The following is a 16,461-nucleotide window of genomic DNA, read 5'->3' as shown; positions in this document are numbered from 1 at the left end:
CAGAGGGACCAGAGGAAATCATGCAGATCCACAAGTACGACACCGTCATCGTCGGCGCCGGCGGCGCCGGTATGCGAGCGGCCATCGAGTCCACGAAGCGCAGCCGTACCGCCGTGCTCACGAAGCTGTACCCGACCCGCTCCCACACGGGCGCCGCGCAGGGCGGCATGGCCGCCGCGCTCGCCAACGTGGAGGAGGACAACTGGGAGTGGCACACCTTCGACACCATCAAGGGCGGCGACTACCTGGTCGACCAGGACGCCGCCGAGATCCTGTCGAAGGAGGCCATCGACGCCGTCCTCGACCTGGAGAAGATGGGCCTGCCGTTCAACCGCACGCCCGAGGGCAGGATCGACCAGCGCCGGTTCGGCGGTCACACCCGTAACCACGGCGAGGCCCCGGTCCGCCGGTCCTGCTACGCCGCGGACCGCACCGGCCACATGATCCTCCAGACGCTGTACCAGAACTGCGTCAAGGAGGGCGTGGAGTTCTTCAACGAGTTCTACGTCCTGGACCAGCTGATCACCGAGGTCGACGGCGTCAAGCGCTCCGCGGGTGTCGTCGCCTACGAGCTGGCCACCGGCGAGATCCACGTCTTCCAGGCGAAGTCGGTCATCTACGCCTCCGGCGGCACCGGCAAGTTCTTCAAGGTGACCTCCAACGCGCACACCCTGACCGGTGACGGCCAGGCCGCGTGCTACCGCCGGGGCCTGCCGCTGGAGGACATGGAGTTCTTCCAGTTCCACCCCACGGGCATCTGGCGCATGGGCATCCTGCTGACGGAGGGCGCCCGTGGTGAGGGCGGCATCCTCCGCAACAAGGACGGCGAGCGCTTCATGGAGAAGTACGCGCCGGTCATGAAGGACCTCGCGTCCCGTGACGTCGTGTCCCGCTCCATCTACACGGAGATCCGTGAGGGCCGCGGCTGCGGTCCCGAGGGCGACCACGTCTACCTCGACCTCACGCACCTCCCGCCGGAGCAGCTGGACGCCAAGCTCCCGGACATCACCGAGTTCGCGCGTACGTACCTCGGCATCGAGCCCTACACGGACCCGATCCCGATCCAGCCGACCGCGCACTACGCCATGGGCGGCATCCCGACCAACGTCGAGGGCGAGGTGCTGGCCGACAACACCACCGTCGTCCCGGGCCTGTACGCCGCCGGCGAGGTCGCGTGCGTCTCCGTGCACGGCGCCAACCGGCTGGGCACCAACTCGCTGCTCGACATCAACGTCTTCGGGCGCCGTTCGGGCATCGCCGCCGCCGAGTACTCCGCCAAGCACGACTTCGTCGAGCTGCCCGAGAACCCGGCGCAGATGGTCGAGGAGCAGGTCGAGCGGCTGCTCAACTCCACGGGCACCGAGCGGGTCGCGGCACTCCGTCTGGAGCTGCAGGAGTGCATGGACGCCAATGTGATGGTGTTCCGCACCGAGCAGACCATCAAGACGGCGGTCGACAAGATCGCCGAGCTGCGCAAGCGCTACCTCAACGTGTCCGTCCAGGACAAGGGCAAGCGGTTCAACACGGACCTCCTGGAGGCCATCGAGCTGGGCAACCTGCTCGACCTGGCCGAGGTCATGGCGACCTCCGCGCTGGCCCGCAAGGAGTCCCGCGGCGGTCACTACCGCGAGGACTTCCCGAACCGCGACGACGTCAACTTCATGCGCCACACCATGGCGTACCGCGAGGTCTCGGCCGACGGCACCGAGTCGATCCGACTCGACTACAAGCCGGTCGTCCAGACCCGCTACCAGCCGATGGAGCGTAAGTACTGATGGCTACCCCGACTCTGGACAAGGTCGAGGCGGAGTCCGCCGCCTCCCCGTACATCACGGTCACCCTCCGGATCCGCCGCTTCAACCCCGAGGTCTCCGACGAGGCCCGGTGGCAGGACTTCCAGATCGAGATCGACCCGAAGGAGCGTGTGCTCGACGCCCTTCACAAGATCAAGTGGGACCTCGACGGCACGCTGACGTTCCGCCGTTCCTGCGCGCACGGCATCTGCGGCTCCGACGCGATGCGGATCAACGGCAAGAACAGGCTCGCCTGCAAGACGCTGATCAAGGACGTCGACCCGGCGAAGCCGATCACGGTCGAGGCCATCAAGGGCCTCACGGTCCTCAAGGACCTCGTGGTCGACATGGACCCGTTCTTCCAGGCGTACCGCGACGTCATGCCCTTCCTCATCACCAAGGGGAACGAGCCGACCCGCGAGCGCCTGCAGTCCGCCGAGGACCGCGAGCGCTTCGACGACACCACCAAGTGCATCCTCTGCGCCGCGTGCACGTCCTCGTGCCCGGTGTTCTGGAACGACGGCCAGTACTTCGGCCCGGCGGCGATCGTCAACGCGCACCGCTTCATCTTCGACTCGCGCGACGAGGGCGGCGAGCAGCGTCTGGAGATCCTCAACGACCGTGACGGTGTGTGGCGCTGCCGCACCACCTTCAACTGCACGGACGCCTGCCCGCGTGGCATCGAGGTCACCAAGGCGATCCAGGAGGTCAAGCGGGCGCTGATCACGCGCCGCTTCTGACCGCCACCGGCACAGCAGTCGCATCCGGCCCCGTTCTCCGCGGCAACACCGCGGGGAGCGGGGCCGCTTGCTGCGCCGCGGGGTGCTTGGCGGTACGGTCGTGCGGACCGGAACCGGACCAGAACCGGTTCGCCGCCGCCGGCGCAGCAGGCCCGGGGCACACAGCCTGATCGAGAGCGGGGAACGTTGAGCGATCCGAATCCGTACGCGGACGACTCATACAAGTGGGGGCCGGCTCCCCAGCAGCCGGGCAATCCGCCCACCGTCGCCGACGGCCAGGCACAGCCCGGTCCGGGCGCCCCGGCGTACGGCTACCCGCAGCCGCTGCCCGAGTCCGCGGCCGAGCCCGGCCCCGGTTACGGCTACCCGCAGGGCGTCGCGGCCCAGCCGACCATGCCCGGTCACGGCTTCCCGCCGCAGCCGGGCGCCCCGATGGGCGGCTCCGGCATGCCGGTCCTGATGTTCGGCGACATCGCCGTGATGCAGGACCAGATCGTGACCCCGTCCGGCCCGATGCCGCTCAAGGGCGCGGTGTGGACGGCGACGGACCTCACCCGCACCGAGGAGAAGATCCCGACGGTGGCGATCGTGCTCGCGATCGTCTTCGCGCTGTTCTGCCTGGTCGGTCTGCTGTTCCTGCTGATGAAGGAGAAGCAGACGACCGGCTTCGTCCAGGTGTCGGTGTCCAGCGGCGGCCGTCATCACTCGACGATGATCCCGGCGGTCGACCAGAACACCTTCCCCCTGGTGATGGCCCAGCTCAACACGGCCCGCGCGATGAGCATCTGACGGCCGGCCGCGATGGCCCGCCTCAGCCACACCGTGACGGTCCTCGCGCCGGACCGCGAGCTGCTCCACACCTGCGCCCCGCTGCTCTGGGACCTCGCCGAGTCCACTCGGGCCCGGGGCCGGGACATCGTGCTGCCGGACGGGCACAAGGTCCCCGGCCTCGCCCTGGTGAAGGGCCGCCATCTGCGGCCGGGCGCCCGGTACGAGTCCAGCGGCTCCGGCACCGGGGAGCAGGAGACGACGGTGATACGGGAATGGCGGCGCGGCAGTGCGATCGCCGTCGAGCAGCTGATGCGGTCACCGGAGCTGTCCGGGCGGATGACGGTGCGGCTGCGCGACCCGGACCGCCCGGCGGCGCTGGAGATCGCGGGGCGGATGCGGGGTCCCGAGGACTCGGGGTCGCTGTACCGCCTGTCGGGCAGGGCGTCGCTCGATCTGACCGCCTGGTGGGCGGCGGCCGCCCTGGCGCCCGGGGCGCCCCCGGTGGCCCGCGCGCCGGCCGAGGCACGGCTGAAGCACCGGCTGGGGATCGCCCGCCTGTACCTGCGGCCGCGCCGGGCGGAGCAGGGCCTGTGGTACGTCGATGTCACGCTGAGCGTGCACGGGCGGCTGCTGCTGCGGCCGGTCGCCGCGTTCGCGCTGCTGCTCGCGGGCGTGCCGCTGCGCCGCGGCTTCCGTTCCTCGGTGGAACGGGCGGCCGGGCAGTGGAACGAGGCGCTCGGGCAGATCCTCGCGAAGGGCCCCGACGAGCTGCGGGCGGAGCTGGCCGGACATCTCGTCACCGGCCCGGACGACCCTGACCGGACGGAGCGGGCCGGCTGAGCGCCCGTCAGTCCCAGGCGGCGGCGCCCCGGTCCTCGGCGACCACCATGATGCGCCGCAGCATGTCGTTGAGCAGGATGCGTTCGTCCTTGCCGAGGACGCCGAGCAGCCGGTACTCCTCGTCGCCGAGCACGTCCATCGCGCCCAGCCAGGTCGAGCGGCCCGTGTCGGTGAGTTCCACGACGACCCGTCGGCGGTCGGTGGTGGAGGGGGTGCGGCGGACGAAGCCGCGTCGTTCGAGCGCGTCCAGCCGGCCGGTGACGGAGGCGGGCGCGAGGTCCAGGTCGGCGGCGAGCTCGGAGGGGGCTGCCTTGCCGCCGCGTCCGGCCAGCTTGTGGAGCGTGTCGAACTCCTGGCGGTCCAGGTCGAAGTCGACCAGGGACTGCTCGCGTACCCGGCGCAGGTGGACGGAGAGTTTCTTCATGCGGGTCACCGCACCCTCGACCTCGGGGTCGAGGCCCGGAAGGACGGGCTTCCAGCGCTCCACGTGTCCGTCGGTCCAGTCGCTTCGCTCCATGGGGAAAGCGTACGCCGAGCCTCCAACTACCCTTCGGAACCCGATATTTCGTTGACGAATAGTTCGATGGCGAAATAGGTTCCCGCGCATGCCGCACCCCTTGCGCACGCGCGCCTTCCGCCTGCTCTTCATCGGCCGCACCCTCTCGCTCCTCGGCGACGCCGTCATCCCCACCGCCCTCTCGCTGGCCGTCTACCTGGCCACCGGCTCGACCGGGGCGCTCGCCCTGGTCCTGGGCTGCGCGATGGTCCCCAAGCTGCTCCTGCTGCCGCTGGGCGGTGTCGTGGGCGACCGCTTCAACGCCCGTACGGTCGCGCTCACCACGGATCTCGTACGGTGCGCGACCCAGCTCTTCGTCGGCGCGGAGCTGCTCGGCGGCTCCCCCGCGCTCTGGCAGATCGCGCTCGCCGAGGCGGTCGGCGGCGCCGCCGGGGCGTTCGCGATGCCGACCGTGTCACCGCTGATCCGAGGCACCGTGGCGGAGTCCGGGCTGCTGCGCGCCAACTCCCTGATGGCGGTGGTCAACAGCGCCACCCGGCTCGGCGGCCCGGCCCTCGCCGGGGTGCTGATCCTCACCGCGGGGCCGGGCTGGGCCTTCGTGCTGGACGGCGCCAGCTTCGCCGTGAGCGCCGCGCTGCTGTCCGCCGTCGAGGTCCGGCACGTACCCACCCCCCGGCGCTCACTGTTCACCGACCTCAAGGAGGGCTGGGGCGAGGTCCGCGGCCGCGACTGGTACTGGACGAGCCTGCTCGGGCACGCCACCTGGAACGGCGCCGCGGCCGTCCTGATGACCGTCGGCCCGGCGCTCTTCGTCCGGGAGTTGGGCGGCAAGGGCGTCTGGGTCGCCCTGCTCCAGACCGGCGCGGTCGGCCTGCTCCTCGGCTCGCTGCTGGCCGGCCGGGCCCGCCCCCGCCGCCCGATCCTGGTGGCCAACCTGGGGCTCGCCACGTACGCCCTGCCGCTCGGCCTGCTGGCCGCCCACGCGCCCGTCGCGCTCTCCATCGCCGCGTACGGCGTCGCCCAGGCCGGCCTCGGCTTCCTCGGGCCGGTCTGGGAGACCTCGGTCCAGTCCGCCGTACCGGCGCATGCGCTGGCCCGGGTGACCTCGTACGACTGGCTGCTCTCCCTCGGCGCGATGCCGCTCGGCTACGCCCTGGCCCCGCTCGCGGCCTCCGCCTGGGGCGCCGAAGTGCCCCTGGCCGTCGCCGCGGTGGCGGTCGGCGCGGCCTGCCTGGGGACGGCGGCGGTGCCGGGCGTACGGCGCTTCACCGCACCCGGCGAGAAGACCGGGCGAGCCGCCGAACTCCCCGCTTGAACATGTTCAATTACAGGTCTACAGTCCATGACAACAGCTTTTGAACGCGTTCAAGGGAGGGTGGGGCATGGACCTCACTGTTGTCGCGTACGTCATCTATCTGCTGATCAGCGTCGCGCTGACCGTCTGGGTCGCGCGCACGCTCAGCCGCAACGGCAAGGTGTTCCTCGCCGATGTGCTGCACGGGAACGAGAAGCTCGCCGATGCCGTCAACCACCTGCTGGTGGTCGGCTTCTACCTGGTCAACCTGGGCTTCGTCACCCTCTACCTGAGGAACTCCGACGCCGTCACCGACGCCCGCGGACTCTTCGAGGCACTGTCGGTGAAGCTCGGCGTCGTCCTGCTCGTCCTCGGTGTGATGCACCTCGGCAATGTCTATGTGCTCAACAAGATCCGCCGCCGCGGTCTGATGGAGCGCGAGCAGATCCCGCCGGTGGCCCCGCAGGGCTGGACGGGGCCGGGCAACGGCCCGTGGGCGGCGCCCGCGCCGAGGGCCTGAGCGCCATGACGGGCCGAACCGGCGGGCAGCGGCTCTCCGTCGAGCGCCTGACGGTGCTGTACGACGCCCGGTGCTCGCTCTGCCTCCATCTGCGGCAGTGGCTGACGAAGCAGCGTCAGCTCGTCCCGCTCGACCTCGTTCCGGCGGCCTCCGAGGAGGCGCGCCGCCGCTTCCCCGGGCTCGACCACGCCGGGACGCTGGACGAGATCACGGTGATCGGCGACCGGGGGCAGATCTACCGCGGGACCTCCGCGTGGATCGTCTGCCTCTGGGCGCTGGCCGAGCACCGGCCCAGGGCCCACTGGCTGACCACCCCGGCGGGCCGCCCGTTCGCGCGGGCCACCGTGCTCGCCGCCGCGAAGTACCGGTCCCTGACCGCCGCACCGTGCGGCGGCCAGGACGGCGACGGTGCCTGCACGGTCCCCGGATCCGGGAGCTGACCGCGCCGGATACCCTCGGGAGCGTGGTGAAGGAAGCGAAGGACGTGAAGGAAGTCAGGGCTCCCAAGAGCGAGCAGACCCGCACACTCATCCTCGAAACGGCGCTCCGGCTCTTCCAGGAACGCGGTTACGACAAGACGACGATGCGGGCCATCGCCCAGGAGGCCGGTGTCTCCGTGGGGAACGCCTACTACTACTTCACGAACAAGGAACACCTCGTCCAGGGCTTCTACGACCGGCTCGCGGCGGAGCACGCGGCGGCCGTGCAGCCGGTCCTGGACGGCGACAAGGACCTCGCGGTGCGCATGCGCGGGGTCCTGCTCACCTGGCTGGACGTGGCGGAGCCGTACCACCGCTTCGCCGCCCAGTTCTTCAAGAACGCCGCCGACCCGGAGAGCCCGCTCAGCCCGTTCTCGGCGGAGTCGGTCGCGGCCCGCGAGGCGGCGATCTCCATCCACCGGCGGTGCCTGGCCGGGTCCGACGCCAAGACCGACCCCGAACTGGCCGAACTGCTGCCGCAGTTGATGTGGCTGATACAGATGGGCCTGGTGCTGTACTGGGTGTACGACCGCACGGAGCACACCGAACGCAGCCGCCGCCTGGTGGAGCGCTCCGCCCCGATCGGCGCCCGCGCCATCGCCCTCTCCCGGTTCCGGGTGCTGCGGCCGCTGGTGCGGCAGATCCACGAGGTGCTGGAGGAGTTCCTGCCCGGCGCCGCGAAGACCGGCGCCACGAAGACCCGGGACCAGGGCCGTACAGGCCCCGACAAGCCCTGACAGGCCCTCGTACGACGACGGGGCGGCCGGCCGGCGAACGCCGGCGGACCGCCCCGTGTGCTGCCCTGGGGGACCGTCAGATCCGCCGCAGTTCCCAGAGCCGCCAGAGGCCGGTGCCGTCCGAGAGGTACTGCGAACCGGAGACGTCCGTCGTGCTGACGACGTAGTCCTTCTTCTGCCACAGCGGGACCAGCGGCACGTCCTCGCCGACCTGTGCCTGGAGCTCCTTGAAGTCGGCCGCGGTGCGCCCGCGGTCGCCGTACTGGAGCGTGGAGCCGATGAGGCTGTCCACCTTCTTGCTGGAGTAGCCGTTGTGGAGGCTGTTGTTGCGGCCGACGAGCGGCTGGCTGAAGGTGTCGGGGTCCGGGTAGTCGGGGAGCCAGCCGACCGTGTACGCGTCGTACTTGCCGGCCGCGTAGTCCTTCTGGAACTGCTGCCAGTCGACGGCGTGGACCTTGACCTTGAAGAGCCCGTCGGCCTCCAGCTGGCGGCGGAGCTCCGCGGTCTCCTTCGCTTGGGTCTCGTTCCCGCCGCCGTAGCCGAAGCTGATGTTCACCGGGGTCTGCACGCCGGCGTCCTCCATCAGCTGCTTGGCGCGCTCCGGGTCGGGTGTGGGGTAGGCGTCGAAGAACGGCGTGCTGTGCCCGATGTAGCCCTGCGGGATCAGCGAGTAGAGCGGCTCGACCGTGCCCTTGTAGACGCCGGTCACCAGCGGACCGCGGTCGATGAGCGAGGCGATGGCCTGCCGGACCTTCTTGTCGGCCAGCGGCGAGCCCGGCCGGACGTTGAAGACGAGATTGCGGATCTCAGCGCTGTCCGCCTCGGTGACGCGCAGGTCCGGGTCGCCGGGGTTCAGCTCGGCGAGCGTGGCCGGCGGCAGTTCGCGGTGCGTGACGTCGACCTGCTTGGCGTTCCAGGCGGACAGGAGCTCGTCCGACTTGTCGTAGTAGTGCACGGTGACCGGGACACCGGTCTTGCTCAGCGCGCCCTTGTAGAGGGGGTTGGGGACCAGTTCGGCGATCTCGCCCGACCGGTACGACTTCAGGAGGTACGGGCCCGAGCCGTCGATGGTGTTGCCCTTGCGGAGCTTGTCCGCCGGGTACGACTCGCGGTCGACGATCGAACCGGCGCCGGTGGCGAGCTTCTGCGGGAAGGTCGCGTCGCGCGAGGAGAGGTTGAAGGTGACGGTGCGGCCGTCCGCCACCACGTTCTTGAGGCTCGGGAAGAGCACCCAGGGACCGACGTCCGTCTTGATCCTGATCATGCGCTCGATGGAGTACTTGACGTCCTCGGCCGTGATCTTGCGGCCGTTGGAGAACGCCAGGTCGTCACGGAGCTTGCACTGGTACGTCTGGAGCTTCTGACCGATGAACCCGCAGCTCTCGGCGGCGTCGGGCTCGGGCACGACCGCACCCGACTTGAACGTCAGCAGGGACTGGTAGATGTTGCTGTACATCGCCCAGGAACCCGCGTCGTACGCGCCGGCCGGGTCGAGCGAGGTGACCTCGTCCGTGGTGCCGACCGCGATGGGGTCCTTGTTCACCTCGTCCGAGGGGAGCAGCTGCCAGGCGACAACGCCTGCGATGACCAAAACCGCGAGAATCGCGAGAATCCGTAGCCGGATCGACCGCATTGACGTGCTCTCCCTTACCAGCCCCACCTCGGCAACCGCGCTCAGATACGCACATCACCGCATGCCCATGGTCAGCCAATCACACGATTTTCACATCTGGAAGAGCGAAACTGTGATTCATAGCCTTTTGTTCGACAGTTGAAACCTTGGGTGCATCCGAACGTCTGAAACCTGTTGTCGACGGAGAGTCACGCCCGCAGCGAGGCGAGCTCCACGACGGTGATGTCGGACGGTGCGCCGACCCGTACCGGCGGGCCCCAGGCGCCCGCGCCCCGCGAGACGTACAGCTGGGTGTCGCCGTAGCGGTCGAGCCCGGCGCCGGTGGGATTGGCCAGATCCGCGATGAAGTTGCCCGGCCAGAGCTGGCCGCCGTGGGTGTGGCCGGAGAGCTGGAGGTCCACGCCGTGGGCGACGGCGTCATGGATGACGACGGGCTGGTGGGCCAGCAGAACGGCGGCGCGGGCGCGGTCCCGGTCGCCGAGCGCACGGGCGAAATCAGGCCCCTGTCCCTCGCTCTCCCCGGCGACGTCATTGACGCCCGCAAGATCGAATCCGGCGATCTCGACCCGGGCATTCTCCAGCGGGTGAAGGCCCAATTCCCTTACCTGGTCGACCCATTGGGCGGCGCCGGAGTAGTACTCGTGATTTCCGGTGACGAAGTAATTCCCGTGCCGGGCCTTCAGCCGGGCGAGCGGCTCGGCGGCCGGGCCGAGGTCGGCGACGGTTCCGTCGACGAGGTCGCCCACGACGGCGACCAGATCCGGCTGGGTCCGGTTGATCGTGTCGACGATCCGCCGGGTGTGGTCGCGGCCGAGGATCGGGCCGAGGTGGATGTCGCTGACGACGGCGATCCGGAAACCGTGCGCGGAGCGGGGCAGCTTGGCAAGCGGGACGGTGATCCGCTTCACCCGCGGCCCGCGCAGCACCCCGTAGGTGCCGTAGCCGACCGTGCCGAGCCCGGCGACGGCGGCGGCCCCTCCGACGGCCCGCGCGACGAACAGCCGGCGGGTGGGGGCATCCGTGCGGGGCGGGGCGGGGGCGTCGGCGACGAGGGTGCCCGGGGCGGCGGAAGCGCTCGTACCCGAGGAGATTTCCGGTCGTTCCGCGTCAGGTGCCGGAACCGCGCCGGACACACCGTCCGCTGACGCCGCGTCGGCGTCCGCGCCCGCGCCCGTACCCGTTTCCGCGCCTTCCGGCCGCCCGGCCCGGTCCGCCCGGCGCGCCAGTGCCCGGCGCAGAACGGGCCGTACCGCCTCGCCCACCAGCAGAGCCAGCGTCAGGTACAGCACGGCGGCCAGCCACAGATAGCCCGGCCAGGCCAGTACCTTCTGGAGCCAGAAGGGCGCGCCCGCACGGCCGGAGACCAGCGCGCCGACGCTGAGCAGCGGCAGCACGTACGCGGCCACCGTGCCGGCCCTGCGCAGCGCACTGCCCTCGGCCGTCGTGTCACCGACGAAGCGGCACCACAGATAGCGGTGCACGCCGGCCAGCAGCGCGAGCACCACGATCGCCATCAGCGCGAGACCGGCCACCGCCACTTGCTCTCCTCCGCGTGTCGTACGGCCGGTTACGCGCGTTCACGGCGCAGGGCCCTGACGCCGCGGAACCCGATCACTCCCACCGCCGTCCCCAGGAGAAAGGACGTGATGGCGAGCAGCAGATGCACCCAGAAGTACGCAGTCGGGTCACCCGCGTCGTCGAAGGCGAGTCCGCTGCCGTCCTTCCACAGGTTCTTGACGAAAGTGATCCAGATGAACCAGCTCCACACCCCGAAGGCGAGCAGGAACCAGGAGACGGGGCGGCTGAGCTTCATGGACTCAGTATCGCCGCCGCCCTCCGGCCCAGCCGCCCGGGGTGGGCTGTCCTGGCGGTACGCCCGGCGGGTCAAGGAGTCCGCACCCATTTTCATATCTTCTGCATGTACGTTTCCGATCGTGCCTGCTCTCAAAAAGACCGCGATGACGGTCATCTCCGCCGCGTTGTTGTCCACTTTTGTTGTCAGCCCTGCATCGGCGGTCGGCAAGGACACCTCCGACGACCAGCCGAAGCCGCCCGCGGGCATGTCCAGGGTCGGCGGCGAACTGCTGGGCCGGGCCGGTACGCAGGTGCAGCTGGGACCGGACGCCCCGGTGCTGCCGAAGGGCCTCACGGGCAGGTCCTGGATCGTCGCGGACGCGGAGAACGGCGAGGTCCTCGCCTCGCACAACCCGCACTGGCGGCTGCCTCCCGCCTCCACCCTGAAGATGCTCTTCGCGGACACCGTGATGCCCGCGCTCCAGCCCAAGACCCAGAAGTACACCGTCAAGGACGAGGATCTGGCCGACCTCGGCGAGGGCAGCAGCCTGGTCGGCGTCAAGGAGAAGCTCACCTACACGGTCCACGATCTGTGGCTCGGGGTGTTCCTGCGTTCGGGCAACGACGCGGTGCATGTGCTCTCCGCGATGTACGGCGGCGTCCCCAAGACCGTCGACGCGATGCAGGCGCACGCCGAGGAGCTGCAGGCGCTCGACACCAAGGTGGTCTCGCCCGACGGGTACGACGCGCCCGACCAGGTCTCCAGCGCGTACGACCTGACGCTGTTCGCCCGCAGCGGGCTGCAGAAGGCGGACTTCCGGGAGTACTGCTCCACGGCCGAGGCGCAGTTCCCCGGCACGGAGAAGAACGGGAAGCGCGAGAGCTTCGCCATCCAGAACACCAACAAGCTGCTCACCGGCGCGGGCGGCGTCGACCCGTACAAGGGCATCGCGGGCGTCAAGAACGGCTACACCACGCACGCCGGCAACACCTTCACCGGTGTCGCGGAGCGCGACGGCAAGGTGCTGCTCGTCACCGTCATGAACCCCTCGTCCGAGAAGCCCCACGCCGTCTACGACGAGGCCGCCAGCCTCCTCGACTGGGGCTTCGACGCGAGCGGCAAGGTGACCCCGGTCGGCGAGCTGGTGGCCCCGAAGTCCGCCGACACCGGCACCGGGTCCGGCAAGGGACCCGCGGCCGAGCAGGGCAAGGGCGAGGGCCGCAACGGCCCCGCGCAGTCCGCGAAGGCCACCGCGTCCGAGGGCGGCGGAGGCGGTGGCGCCGGGATCGCCCTGGGCATCGCCGGGGGCGCCCTGGTGCTGCTGGCCGGCGCGGTGTTCCTGGTCAACCGGCGCTGGCCGCTGCCGGACCTGGTGCGTCGCCTTCCCCGCCGCTGACGGCCCCGGACGCCTCGTCCCCGCTGTTCTGCGTCGCCGTCCAGGCGGCGCAGAACAGCAGCAGCTTCGCCGAGAGGTTGATCCACAGCAGCAGCGCGACCGGCACCCCGAAAGCGCCGTACATGCTCTTCGCCGCGACGCCCTTCATATAGCTGCCGAGCAGCAGCTTGAGCAGTTCGAAGCCGATCGCGCCGATCGCCGCGGCGACCAGCAGCGCGCGCCGCGGGGGCTCGACGCCCGGCAGCAGCGTCAGCAGATAGAGCAGCAGCAGGAACCCGGCGAGCGCGGCCACGACCAGGGTGGCCGCCTGGAGCACCACCCCGCCGGCGCCGCGGTCCGAGATGCCGAACAGCTCCGCCGTCCAGCCGACCGCGACGGACCCGGCCGACGACACGGCGAGCGTCGCGAGCACCGCCCCGCCCAGGCCCAGCAGCAGCCCCGTGTCCTTGAGTTTGCGCAGGACCGGATTGCCCAGGCCCACGTCGTCCAGGTCCCAGACGGCGCGCAGACAGTCCCGCATCGAGCCGATCCAGCCGATGCCGGTGAGGAGCAGCACCGCACCGGCCACCACGCCCACCGTGCCGGCGTGGGCCACCAGGTTCCCGATGCCCAGCTGGTCGGAGATGCCCGGCACCTGCTCGGCCAGCTTGTCCTCGATCTTGTGGAGCTGCTCGGTGGAGAGCAGCGCGGCACCGATCGCCGCGCCGACCGCGATCAGCGGGAAGAGCGCCAGAAAGCTGATGAAGGTGATCGCGGCGGAGAGCCTGGCCCAATGGACCCGCTCCAGCGTCTCGTAGGAGCGCCAGACGTGCGTCGCCATCAGCCGGGAGACGATCGGCCCGATGACGGGGAGGTTCTTCAGCCAGTCCATGACGTACGGCTTACCCTCCCGGGCACGGGAATCCGGCACCGGGCCCCGCTGCCGCAGGCCCTGACACTTCTTCAATCACCCATACCGGTGAGTGTTGTAACAAATGCCCTGAAAGGGTTTTCTCTGGCGATACGGTCACCGTCATGTCCGTCGACACCGTGTCCCTGACCGGCTGGGGCCGCACCGCCCCGACAACCGCCCTGCGTTTCCGCCCCCGTTCGTACGAGGAGGCGGCGGCGACGGTACGCGGCTGCGGGCCCCGCGGCTCCATCGCCCGGGGCCTCGGCCGGGCGCACGGCGACGCGGCCCAGAACGCGGGCGGCTCCGTCCTCGACATGACCGCGCTGAACCGGATCCGCACCATCGACGCCGGCGCCGGGCTCGTGGTCTGCGACGCCGGGGTCAGCCTGCACCGGCTGATGGAGGTCCTGCTGCCGCTGGGCTGGTTCGTCCCCGTCACGCCGACGACCCGTTACGTCACCGTGGGCGGCGCGGTCGGGGCCGACATCCACGGTCACAACCAGCACGTCGCGGGCTCCTTCTCCCGGCACGTCCAGGAGCTGGAGCTGCTGACCGCCGGGGGCGAGATCCGTACGGTCCGGCCCGGCACCGATCTCTTCGACGCGACCGCGGGCGGCCTCGGCCTGACCGGGGTGATCCTCTCGGCCACGCTCCGGTGCCACCGCGTCACCAGCTCGTGGATGTCGGTCGACACCGAACGCGCCGTCGACCTGGACGACCTGCTGGAACGGCTCGGCACCGGGGACCACCGCTACCGCTACTCGGCCGCCTGGATCGACCTCCACGCCCGCGGCCGGGCCACGGGGCGCTCCGTACTCACCCGGGGGGAGCACGTACCCCGGTACGCGCTCCCGGCGCGCGCCCGGCGCACACCGCTCTCGTTCCGCCCGGGGCCGCTGCCGGCCACCCCCGCCCTCGTACCGGAGGCGCTGCTCGGCGGCGCCCCGGCCACCCTGCTGAGCGAGCTCAGGTACCGCGGCGCGCCCAAGTACCGGATCGGCGAACTCCAGCGGATCGCCGCGTTCTTCCACCCCCTGGACGGGCTGCCGCACCGGCACCGGGTCCATGGGCGGGCCGGATCCGTGCGGTACCAGTTCGCCGTCGGCCACGGCCAGGAGGAGACGCTGCGCCGGATCGTGCACCGGATCGCCCGACGGCGCTGCCCGGCGACGAACGCCGTGCTCAAACGGTTCGGCGCCGGGGACCCCGGCTGGCTGTCGTTCCCGGCGCCCGGCTGGTCGCTCGCCCTCGGCCTGCCCGCCGCCCTGCCCGGACTGGCCGGGTTCCTGGACTCGCTGGACGAGGAGGTGGCGGCGGCGGGCGGCCGGGTCTGTCTGGCGAAGGACTCCCGGCTCCGGCCGGAGCTGCTGGCCGCGATGTATCCGAGGCTGGCGGACTTCCGGTCGCTGCGCGCCGAGCTGGACCCGGACGGGGCCTTCCGCTCGGACCTGTCGCGCCGCCTGTCGCTCTGACCGCCGCCACCCCTCTTTCCCCTCCCCACGTCGCAAGGAGTGTTCCCGTGAAGGACGCCTTCGGAGCCCCGCAGTCCCTGCTCGTCCTCGGCGGCACGTCGGAGATCGCGCTGGCCACCGCCCGGCGGCTGATCGCCCTGCGGACCCGCACGGTCCGGCTGGCCGGGCGCCCCGGCCCCGCTCTGGACGCGGCCGCCGCCGGACTGCGCGCCCGCGGCGCCGACGTCCGCACCGTCGGCTTCGACGCCCTGGACATCGAGTCGCACGAGAGTGCCCTCGGCAAGATCTTCGCCGAGGGCGACATCGACATGGTGCTGCTCGCCTTCGGCATCGCCGGCGACCAGGGGCGCGACGAGGAGGAGCCGCTCGCCGCGGCCCGGGTCGCCCAGACCAACTACACCGGAGCCGTCTCCGCCGGGCTGGTGTGCGCCGGCGCACTCCAGGCGCAGGGGCACGGCTCGCTGGTGGTGCTCTCCTCGGTGGCGGGCGAGCGCGTCCGCCGCGCCGACTTCATCTACGGGTCCAGCAAGGCGGGCCTGGACGCGTTCACGCAGGGGCTGGGGGACGCGCTGCACGGGACCGGGGTGCATGTCATGGTCGTGCGCCCCGGCGTCGTACGGCCGGAGCCGGTCACGGAAACGGTGCCGGCCACGAAGACGGTGCCGGTCGCGAAAGCAGTGCCTGCCGGGTCTCCGGTGGGAGCCCGGATCGCCGCGGCGCGGTCGGCCTCGGCCCGGTTCGCCTCGGCGCCGCTGGAGGCGCCGGCCCTCACCACGACGCCGGACGCGGTCGCGGAGGCCATCGTGACGGGACTGCGGCGGCGCTCGGAGACCGTGTGGGTGCCGGGCTCGCTCCGTGCGGTGATGTCGGCGCTGCGGCACGTGCCGCGCCCGCTGTTCCGGCGGCTGCCGATCTGAGCCGGAGCCACCGGGAGGCGGTCAGGGGTGCAGGGAGGGCTCGTCCACGGAGGAGCTGCCCTGCGCGGGCACGGCGGGGGCGCCGCCCCCGGCGCCGAACGGGAACTCGTTGATCTTGCGCCAGACGCTGTCCGAGCCCTGTTCGTACAGCGCGAAGGAAGCACAGGTCCAGGCCGCCTCGTAGTCGGCGAGCTCGGCGTACGCCCGGTCCATCGCCTCCTCGGCGATGTCGTGCGCCACGGTCACGTGCGGGTGGTACGGGAACTGGAGCTCGCGCACCAGCGGCCCGGAGGCGTCCCGGACCCGCTTCTGCAGCCAGGTGCAGGCCGAGGCGCCCTCGACGACCTGGACGAAGACGACCGGCGAGAGGGGACGGAAGGTCCCCGTGCCGGACAGCCGCATCGGGAAGGGGCGGCCGCCCGTCGCGATCTGGGCCAGGTGCGCCTCGATCGCGGGCAGGTCGGCCGCCTCGGCCTCGGTCGGCGGGAGAAGGGTGACGTGCGTGGGAATGCCGTACGCGGCAGGGTCCCCGAAGCTCGCGCGCCGCTCCTGGAGCAGGCTGCCGTAGGGCTCCGGGACCGCGATCGAAACGCCGAGCGTTACGGTCCCCACGTCGTCCTCCTCCATGCTCGATGGTCGGTGGCCTGCTTGCGGCCACCCACCGG

The 16,461-nt window shown here is 71.1% G+C and carries 17 protein-coding genes; 11 read left to right on the top strand and 6 right to left on the bottom strand.

Going from position 1 to position 16,461, the window contains the following annotated elements; translation table 11 throughout:
• Window positions 1-20: 20 nt before the first annotated feature.
• The 4 genes from sdhA to ACFYY1_RS07680 all read left to right on the top strand — a co-directional run bounded on the left by sdhA (window position 21) and on the right by ACFYY1_RS07680 (window position 4,144).
• Complete coding sequence (gene sdhA, locus ACFYY1_RS07695) at window positions 21-1,775, top strand: succinate dehydrogenase flavoprotein subunit (RefSeq protein ID WP_388582176.1); 1,755 nt, start codon at window positions 21-23, stop codon at window positions 1,773-1,775.
• Window positions 1,775-2,533: a succinate dehydrogenase iron-sulfur subunit gene (locus tag ACFYY1_RS07690; protein ID WP_388582174.1), complete on the top strand. Its 759-nt coding sequence runs from the start codon at window positions 1,775-1,777 to the stop codon at window positions 2,531-2,533. The genes sdhA and ACFYY1_RS07690 overlap by 1 nt, the downstream gene beginning before the upstream one ends.
• Before the next feature lie 186 nt (window positions 2,534-2,719).
• Window positions 2,720-3,322: a hypothetical protein gene (locus ACFYY1_RS07685; protein WP_388582172.1), complete on the top strand. Its 603-nt coding sequence runs from the start codon at window positions 2,720-2,722 to the stop codon at window positions 3,320-3,322.
• A gap of 12 nt (window positions 3,323-3,334) precedes the next feature.
• Window positions 3,335-4,144 carry a hypothetical protein gene (locus ACFYY1_RS07680; RefSeq protein WP_388582169.1) on the top strand — a complete coding sequence of 270 codons (810 nt, stop codon included), beginning with the start codon at window positions 3,335-3,337 and terminating at the stop codon, window positions 4,142-4,144.
• A 7-nt stretch (window positions 4,145-4,151) separates the two neighbouring features.
• Here the strand turns inward: ACFYY1_RS07680 and ACFYY1_RS07675 are convergent, their stop codons facing one another.
• Window positions 4,152-4,661: a MarR family winged helix-turn-helix transcriptional regulator gene (locus tag ACFYY1_RS07675; protein ID WP_388582166.1), complete on the bottom strand. Its 510-nt coding sequence runs from the start codon at window positions 4,659-4,661 to the stop codon at window positions 4,152-4,154.
• Between the two features lie 88 nt (window positions 4,662-4,749).
• Between ACFYY1_RS07675 and ACFYY1_RS07670 the strand changes: the two genes are divergently transcribed.
• The 4 genes from ACFYY1_RS07670 (at window position 4,750) to ACFYY1_RS07655 (ending at window position 7,691) form a co-directional block, all read left to right on the top strand.
• A complete protein-coding gene (locus ACFYY1_RS07670; protein WP_388582163.1) occupies window positions 4,750-5,976 on the top strand; it encodes an MFS transporter in 1,227 nt (408 codons plus the stop codon).
• Window positions 5,977-6,043: 67 nt separating this feature from the next.
• Window positions 6,044-6,475: a hypothetical protein gene (locus ACFYY1_RS07665; protein WP_388582160.1), complete on the top strand. Its 432-nt coding sequence runs from the start codon at window positions 6,044-6,046 to the stop codon at window positions 6,473-6,475.
• 5 nt (window positions 6,476-6,480) lie between these two features.
• The gene (locus tag ACFYY1_RS07660) at window positions 6,481-6,915 is read left to right on the top strand and encodes a thiol-disulfide oxidoreductase DCC family protein (RefSeq protein WP_388582157.1); all 435 of its coding nucleotides are present in this window, start codon (window positions 6,481-6,483) and stop codon (window positions 6,913-6,915) included.
• 23 nt (window positions 6,916-6,938) lie between these two features.
• Window positions 6,939-7,691 (top strand): TetR family transcriptional regulator, encoded by a 753-nt coding sequence (locus tag ACFYY1_RS07655; protein WP_388582155.1) that lies wholly within the window; start codon window positions 6,939-6,941, stop codon window positions 7,689-7,691.
• 76 nt (window positions 7,692-7,767) lie between these two features.
• On the opposite strand, the gene ACFYY1_RS07650 is transcribed toward ACFYY1_RS07655, so the two are convergent.
• The 3 genes from ACFYY1_RS07650 to ACFYY1_RS07640 form a co-directional block, all read right to left on the bottom strand.
• Window positions 7,768-9,324 carry an ABC transporter substrate-binding protein gene (locus ACFYY1_RS07650; RefSeq protein WP_388582154.1) on the bottom strand — a complete coding sequence of 519 codons (1,557 nt, stop codon included), beginning with the start codon at window positions 9,322-9,324 and terminating at the stop codon, window positions 7,768-7,770.
• A 188-nt stretch (window positions 9,325-9,512) separates the two neighbouring features.
• Window positions 9,513-10,838, bottom strand: coding sequence for a metallophosphoesterase (locus tag ACFYY1_RS07645; protein ID WP_388583435.1), 1,326 nt, complete (start codon window positions 10,836-10,838; stop codon window positions 9,513-9,515).
• Between the two features lie 53 nt (window positions 10,839-10,891).
• On the bottom strand, window positions 10,892-11,137 hold the full coding sequence (locus ACFYY1_RS07640) for an SCO4848 family membrane protein (protein ID WP_093549020.1): 246 nt from the start codon (window positions 11,135-11,137) through the stop codon (window positions 10,892-10,894).
• Here ACFYY1_RS07640 and ACFYY1_RS07635 point away from each other — a divergent pair.
• On the top strand, window positions 11,076-12,515 hold the full coding sequence (locus tag ACFYY1_RS07635; protein ID WP_388582151.1) for a D-alanyl-D-alanine carboxypeptidase: 1,440 nt from the start codon (window positions 11,076-11,078) through the stop codon (window positions 12,513-12,515). The two genes, ACFYY1_RS07640 and ACFYY1_RS07635, sit on opposite strands and share 62 nt — an antisense overlap.
• Here ACFYY1_RS07635 and ACFYY1_RS07630 read toward each other — a convergent pair.
• Window positions 12,463-13,386, bottom strand: a complete 924-nt coding sequence (locus ACFYY1_RS07630; protein WP_388582148.1) for a YihY/virulence factor BrkB family protein — start codon at window positions 13,384-13,386, stop codon at window positions 12,463-12,465. The genes ACFYY1_RS07635 and ACFYY1_RS07630 overlap by 53 nt on opposite strands.
• 143 nt (window positions 13,387-13,529) lie before the next feature.
• Between ACFYY1_RS07630 and ACFYY1_RS07625 the strand changes: the two genes are divergently transcribed.
• Window positions 13,530-14,879, top strand: coding sequence for an FAD-binding protein (locus tag ACFYY1_RS07625; protein ID WP_388582145.1), 1,350 nt, complete (start codon window positions 13,530-13,532; stop codon window positions 14,877-14,879).
• A 47-nt stretch (window positions 14,880-14,926) separates the two neighbouring features.
• On the top strand, window positions 14,927-15,796 hold the full coding sequence (locus tag ACFYY1_RS07620; protein WP_388582142.1) for an SDR family NAD(P)-dependent oxidoreductase: 870 nt from the start codon (window positions 14,927-14,929) through the stop codon (window positions 15,794-15,796).
• A gap of 21 nt (window positions 15,797-15,817) precedes the next feature.
• Here ACFYY1_RS07620 and ACFYY1_RS07615 read toward each other — a convergent pair whose 3' ends face one another.
• Window positions 15,818-16,408, bottom strand: coding sequence for a 2'-5' RNA ligase family protein (locus ACFYY1_RS07615; protein WP_388582139.1), 591 nt, complete (start codon window positions 16,406-16,408; stop codon window positions 15,818-15,820).
• Window positions 16,409-16,461 lie beyond the last annotated feature (53 nt).

The organism is Streptomyces sp. NPDC001890 (genome assembly GCF_042891445.1).
Classification (GTDB): Bacteria; Actinomycetota; Actinomycetes; order Streptomycetales; family Streptomycetaceae; genus Streptomyces.
The sequence above is the reverse complement of the archived record's forward strand: the minus strand, read 5'-3'. Positions and strand labels throughout refer to the sequence as shown.

Bases quoted from the DNA above. Each gene is read 5' to 3' on its own strand.
- ACFYY1_RS07670 (WP_388582163.1), top strand. From the start codon at position 4,750: ATGCCGCACCCCTTGCGCACGCGCGCCTTCCGCCTGCTCTTCATCGGC.
- ACFYY1_RS07680 (WP_388582169.1), top strand. From the start codon at position 3,335: ATGGCCCGCCTCAGCCACACCGTGACGGTCCTCGCGCCGGACCGCGAG.
- sdhA (WP_388582176.1), top strand. From the start codon at position 21: ATGCAGATCCACAAGTACGACACCGTCATCGTCGGCGCCGGCGGCGCC.
- ACFYY1_RS07690 (WP_388582174.1), top strand. From the start codon at position 1,775: ATGGCTACCCCGACTCTGGACAAGGTCGAGGCGGAGTCCGCCGCCTCC.
- ACFYY1_RS07645 (WP_388583435.1), bottom strand. From the start codon at position 10,838: ATGGCGATCGTGGTGCTCGCGCTGCTGGCCGGCGTGCACCGCTATCTG.
- ACFYY1_RS07625 (WP_388582145.1), top strand. From the start codon at position 13,530: ATGTCCGTCGACACCGTGTCCCTGACCGGCTGGGGCCGCACCGCCCCG.
- ACFYY1_RS07630 (WP_388582148.1), bottom strand. From the start codon at position 13,386: ATGGACTGGCTGAAGAACCTCCCCGTCATCGGGCCGATCGTCTCCCGG.
- ACFYY1_RS07660 (WP_388582157.1), top strand. From the start codon at position 6,481: ATGACGGGCCGAACCGGCGGGCAGCGGCTCTCCGTCGAGCGCCTGACG.
- ACFYY1_RS07665 (WP_388582160.1), top strand. From the start codon at position 6,044: ATGGACCTCACTGTTGTCGCGTACGTCATCTATCTGCTGATCAGCGTC.
- ACFYY1_RS07635 (WP_388582151.1), top strand. From the start codon at position 11,076: ATGAACCAGCTCCACACCCCGAAGGCGAGCAGGAACCAGGAGACGGGG.
- ACFYY1_RS07675 (WP_388582166.1), bottom strand. From the start codon at position 4,661: ATGGAGCGAAGCGACTGGACCGACGGACACGTGGAGCGCTGGAAGCCC.
- ACFYY1_RS07640 (WP_093549020.1), bottom strand. From the start codon at position 11,137: ATGAAGCTCAGCCGCCCCGTCTCCTGGTTCCTGCTCGCCTTCGGGGTG.
- ACFYY1_RS07650 (WP_388582154.1), bottom strand. From the start codon at position 9,324: ATGCGGTCGATCCGGCTACGGATTCTCGCGATTCTCGCGGTTTTGGTC.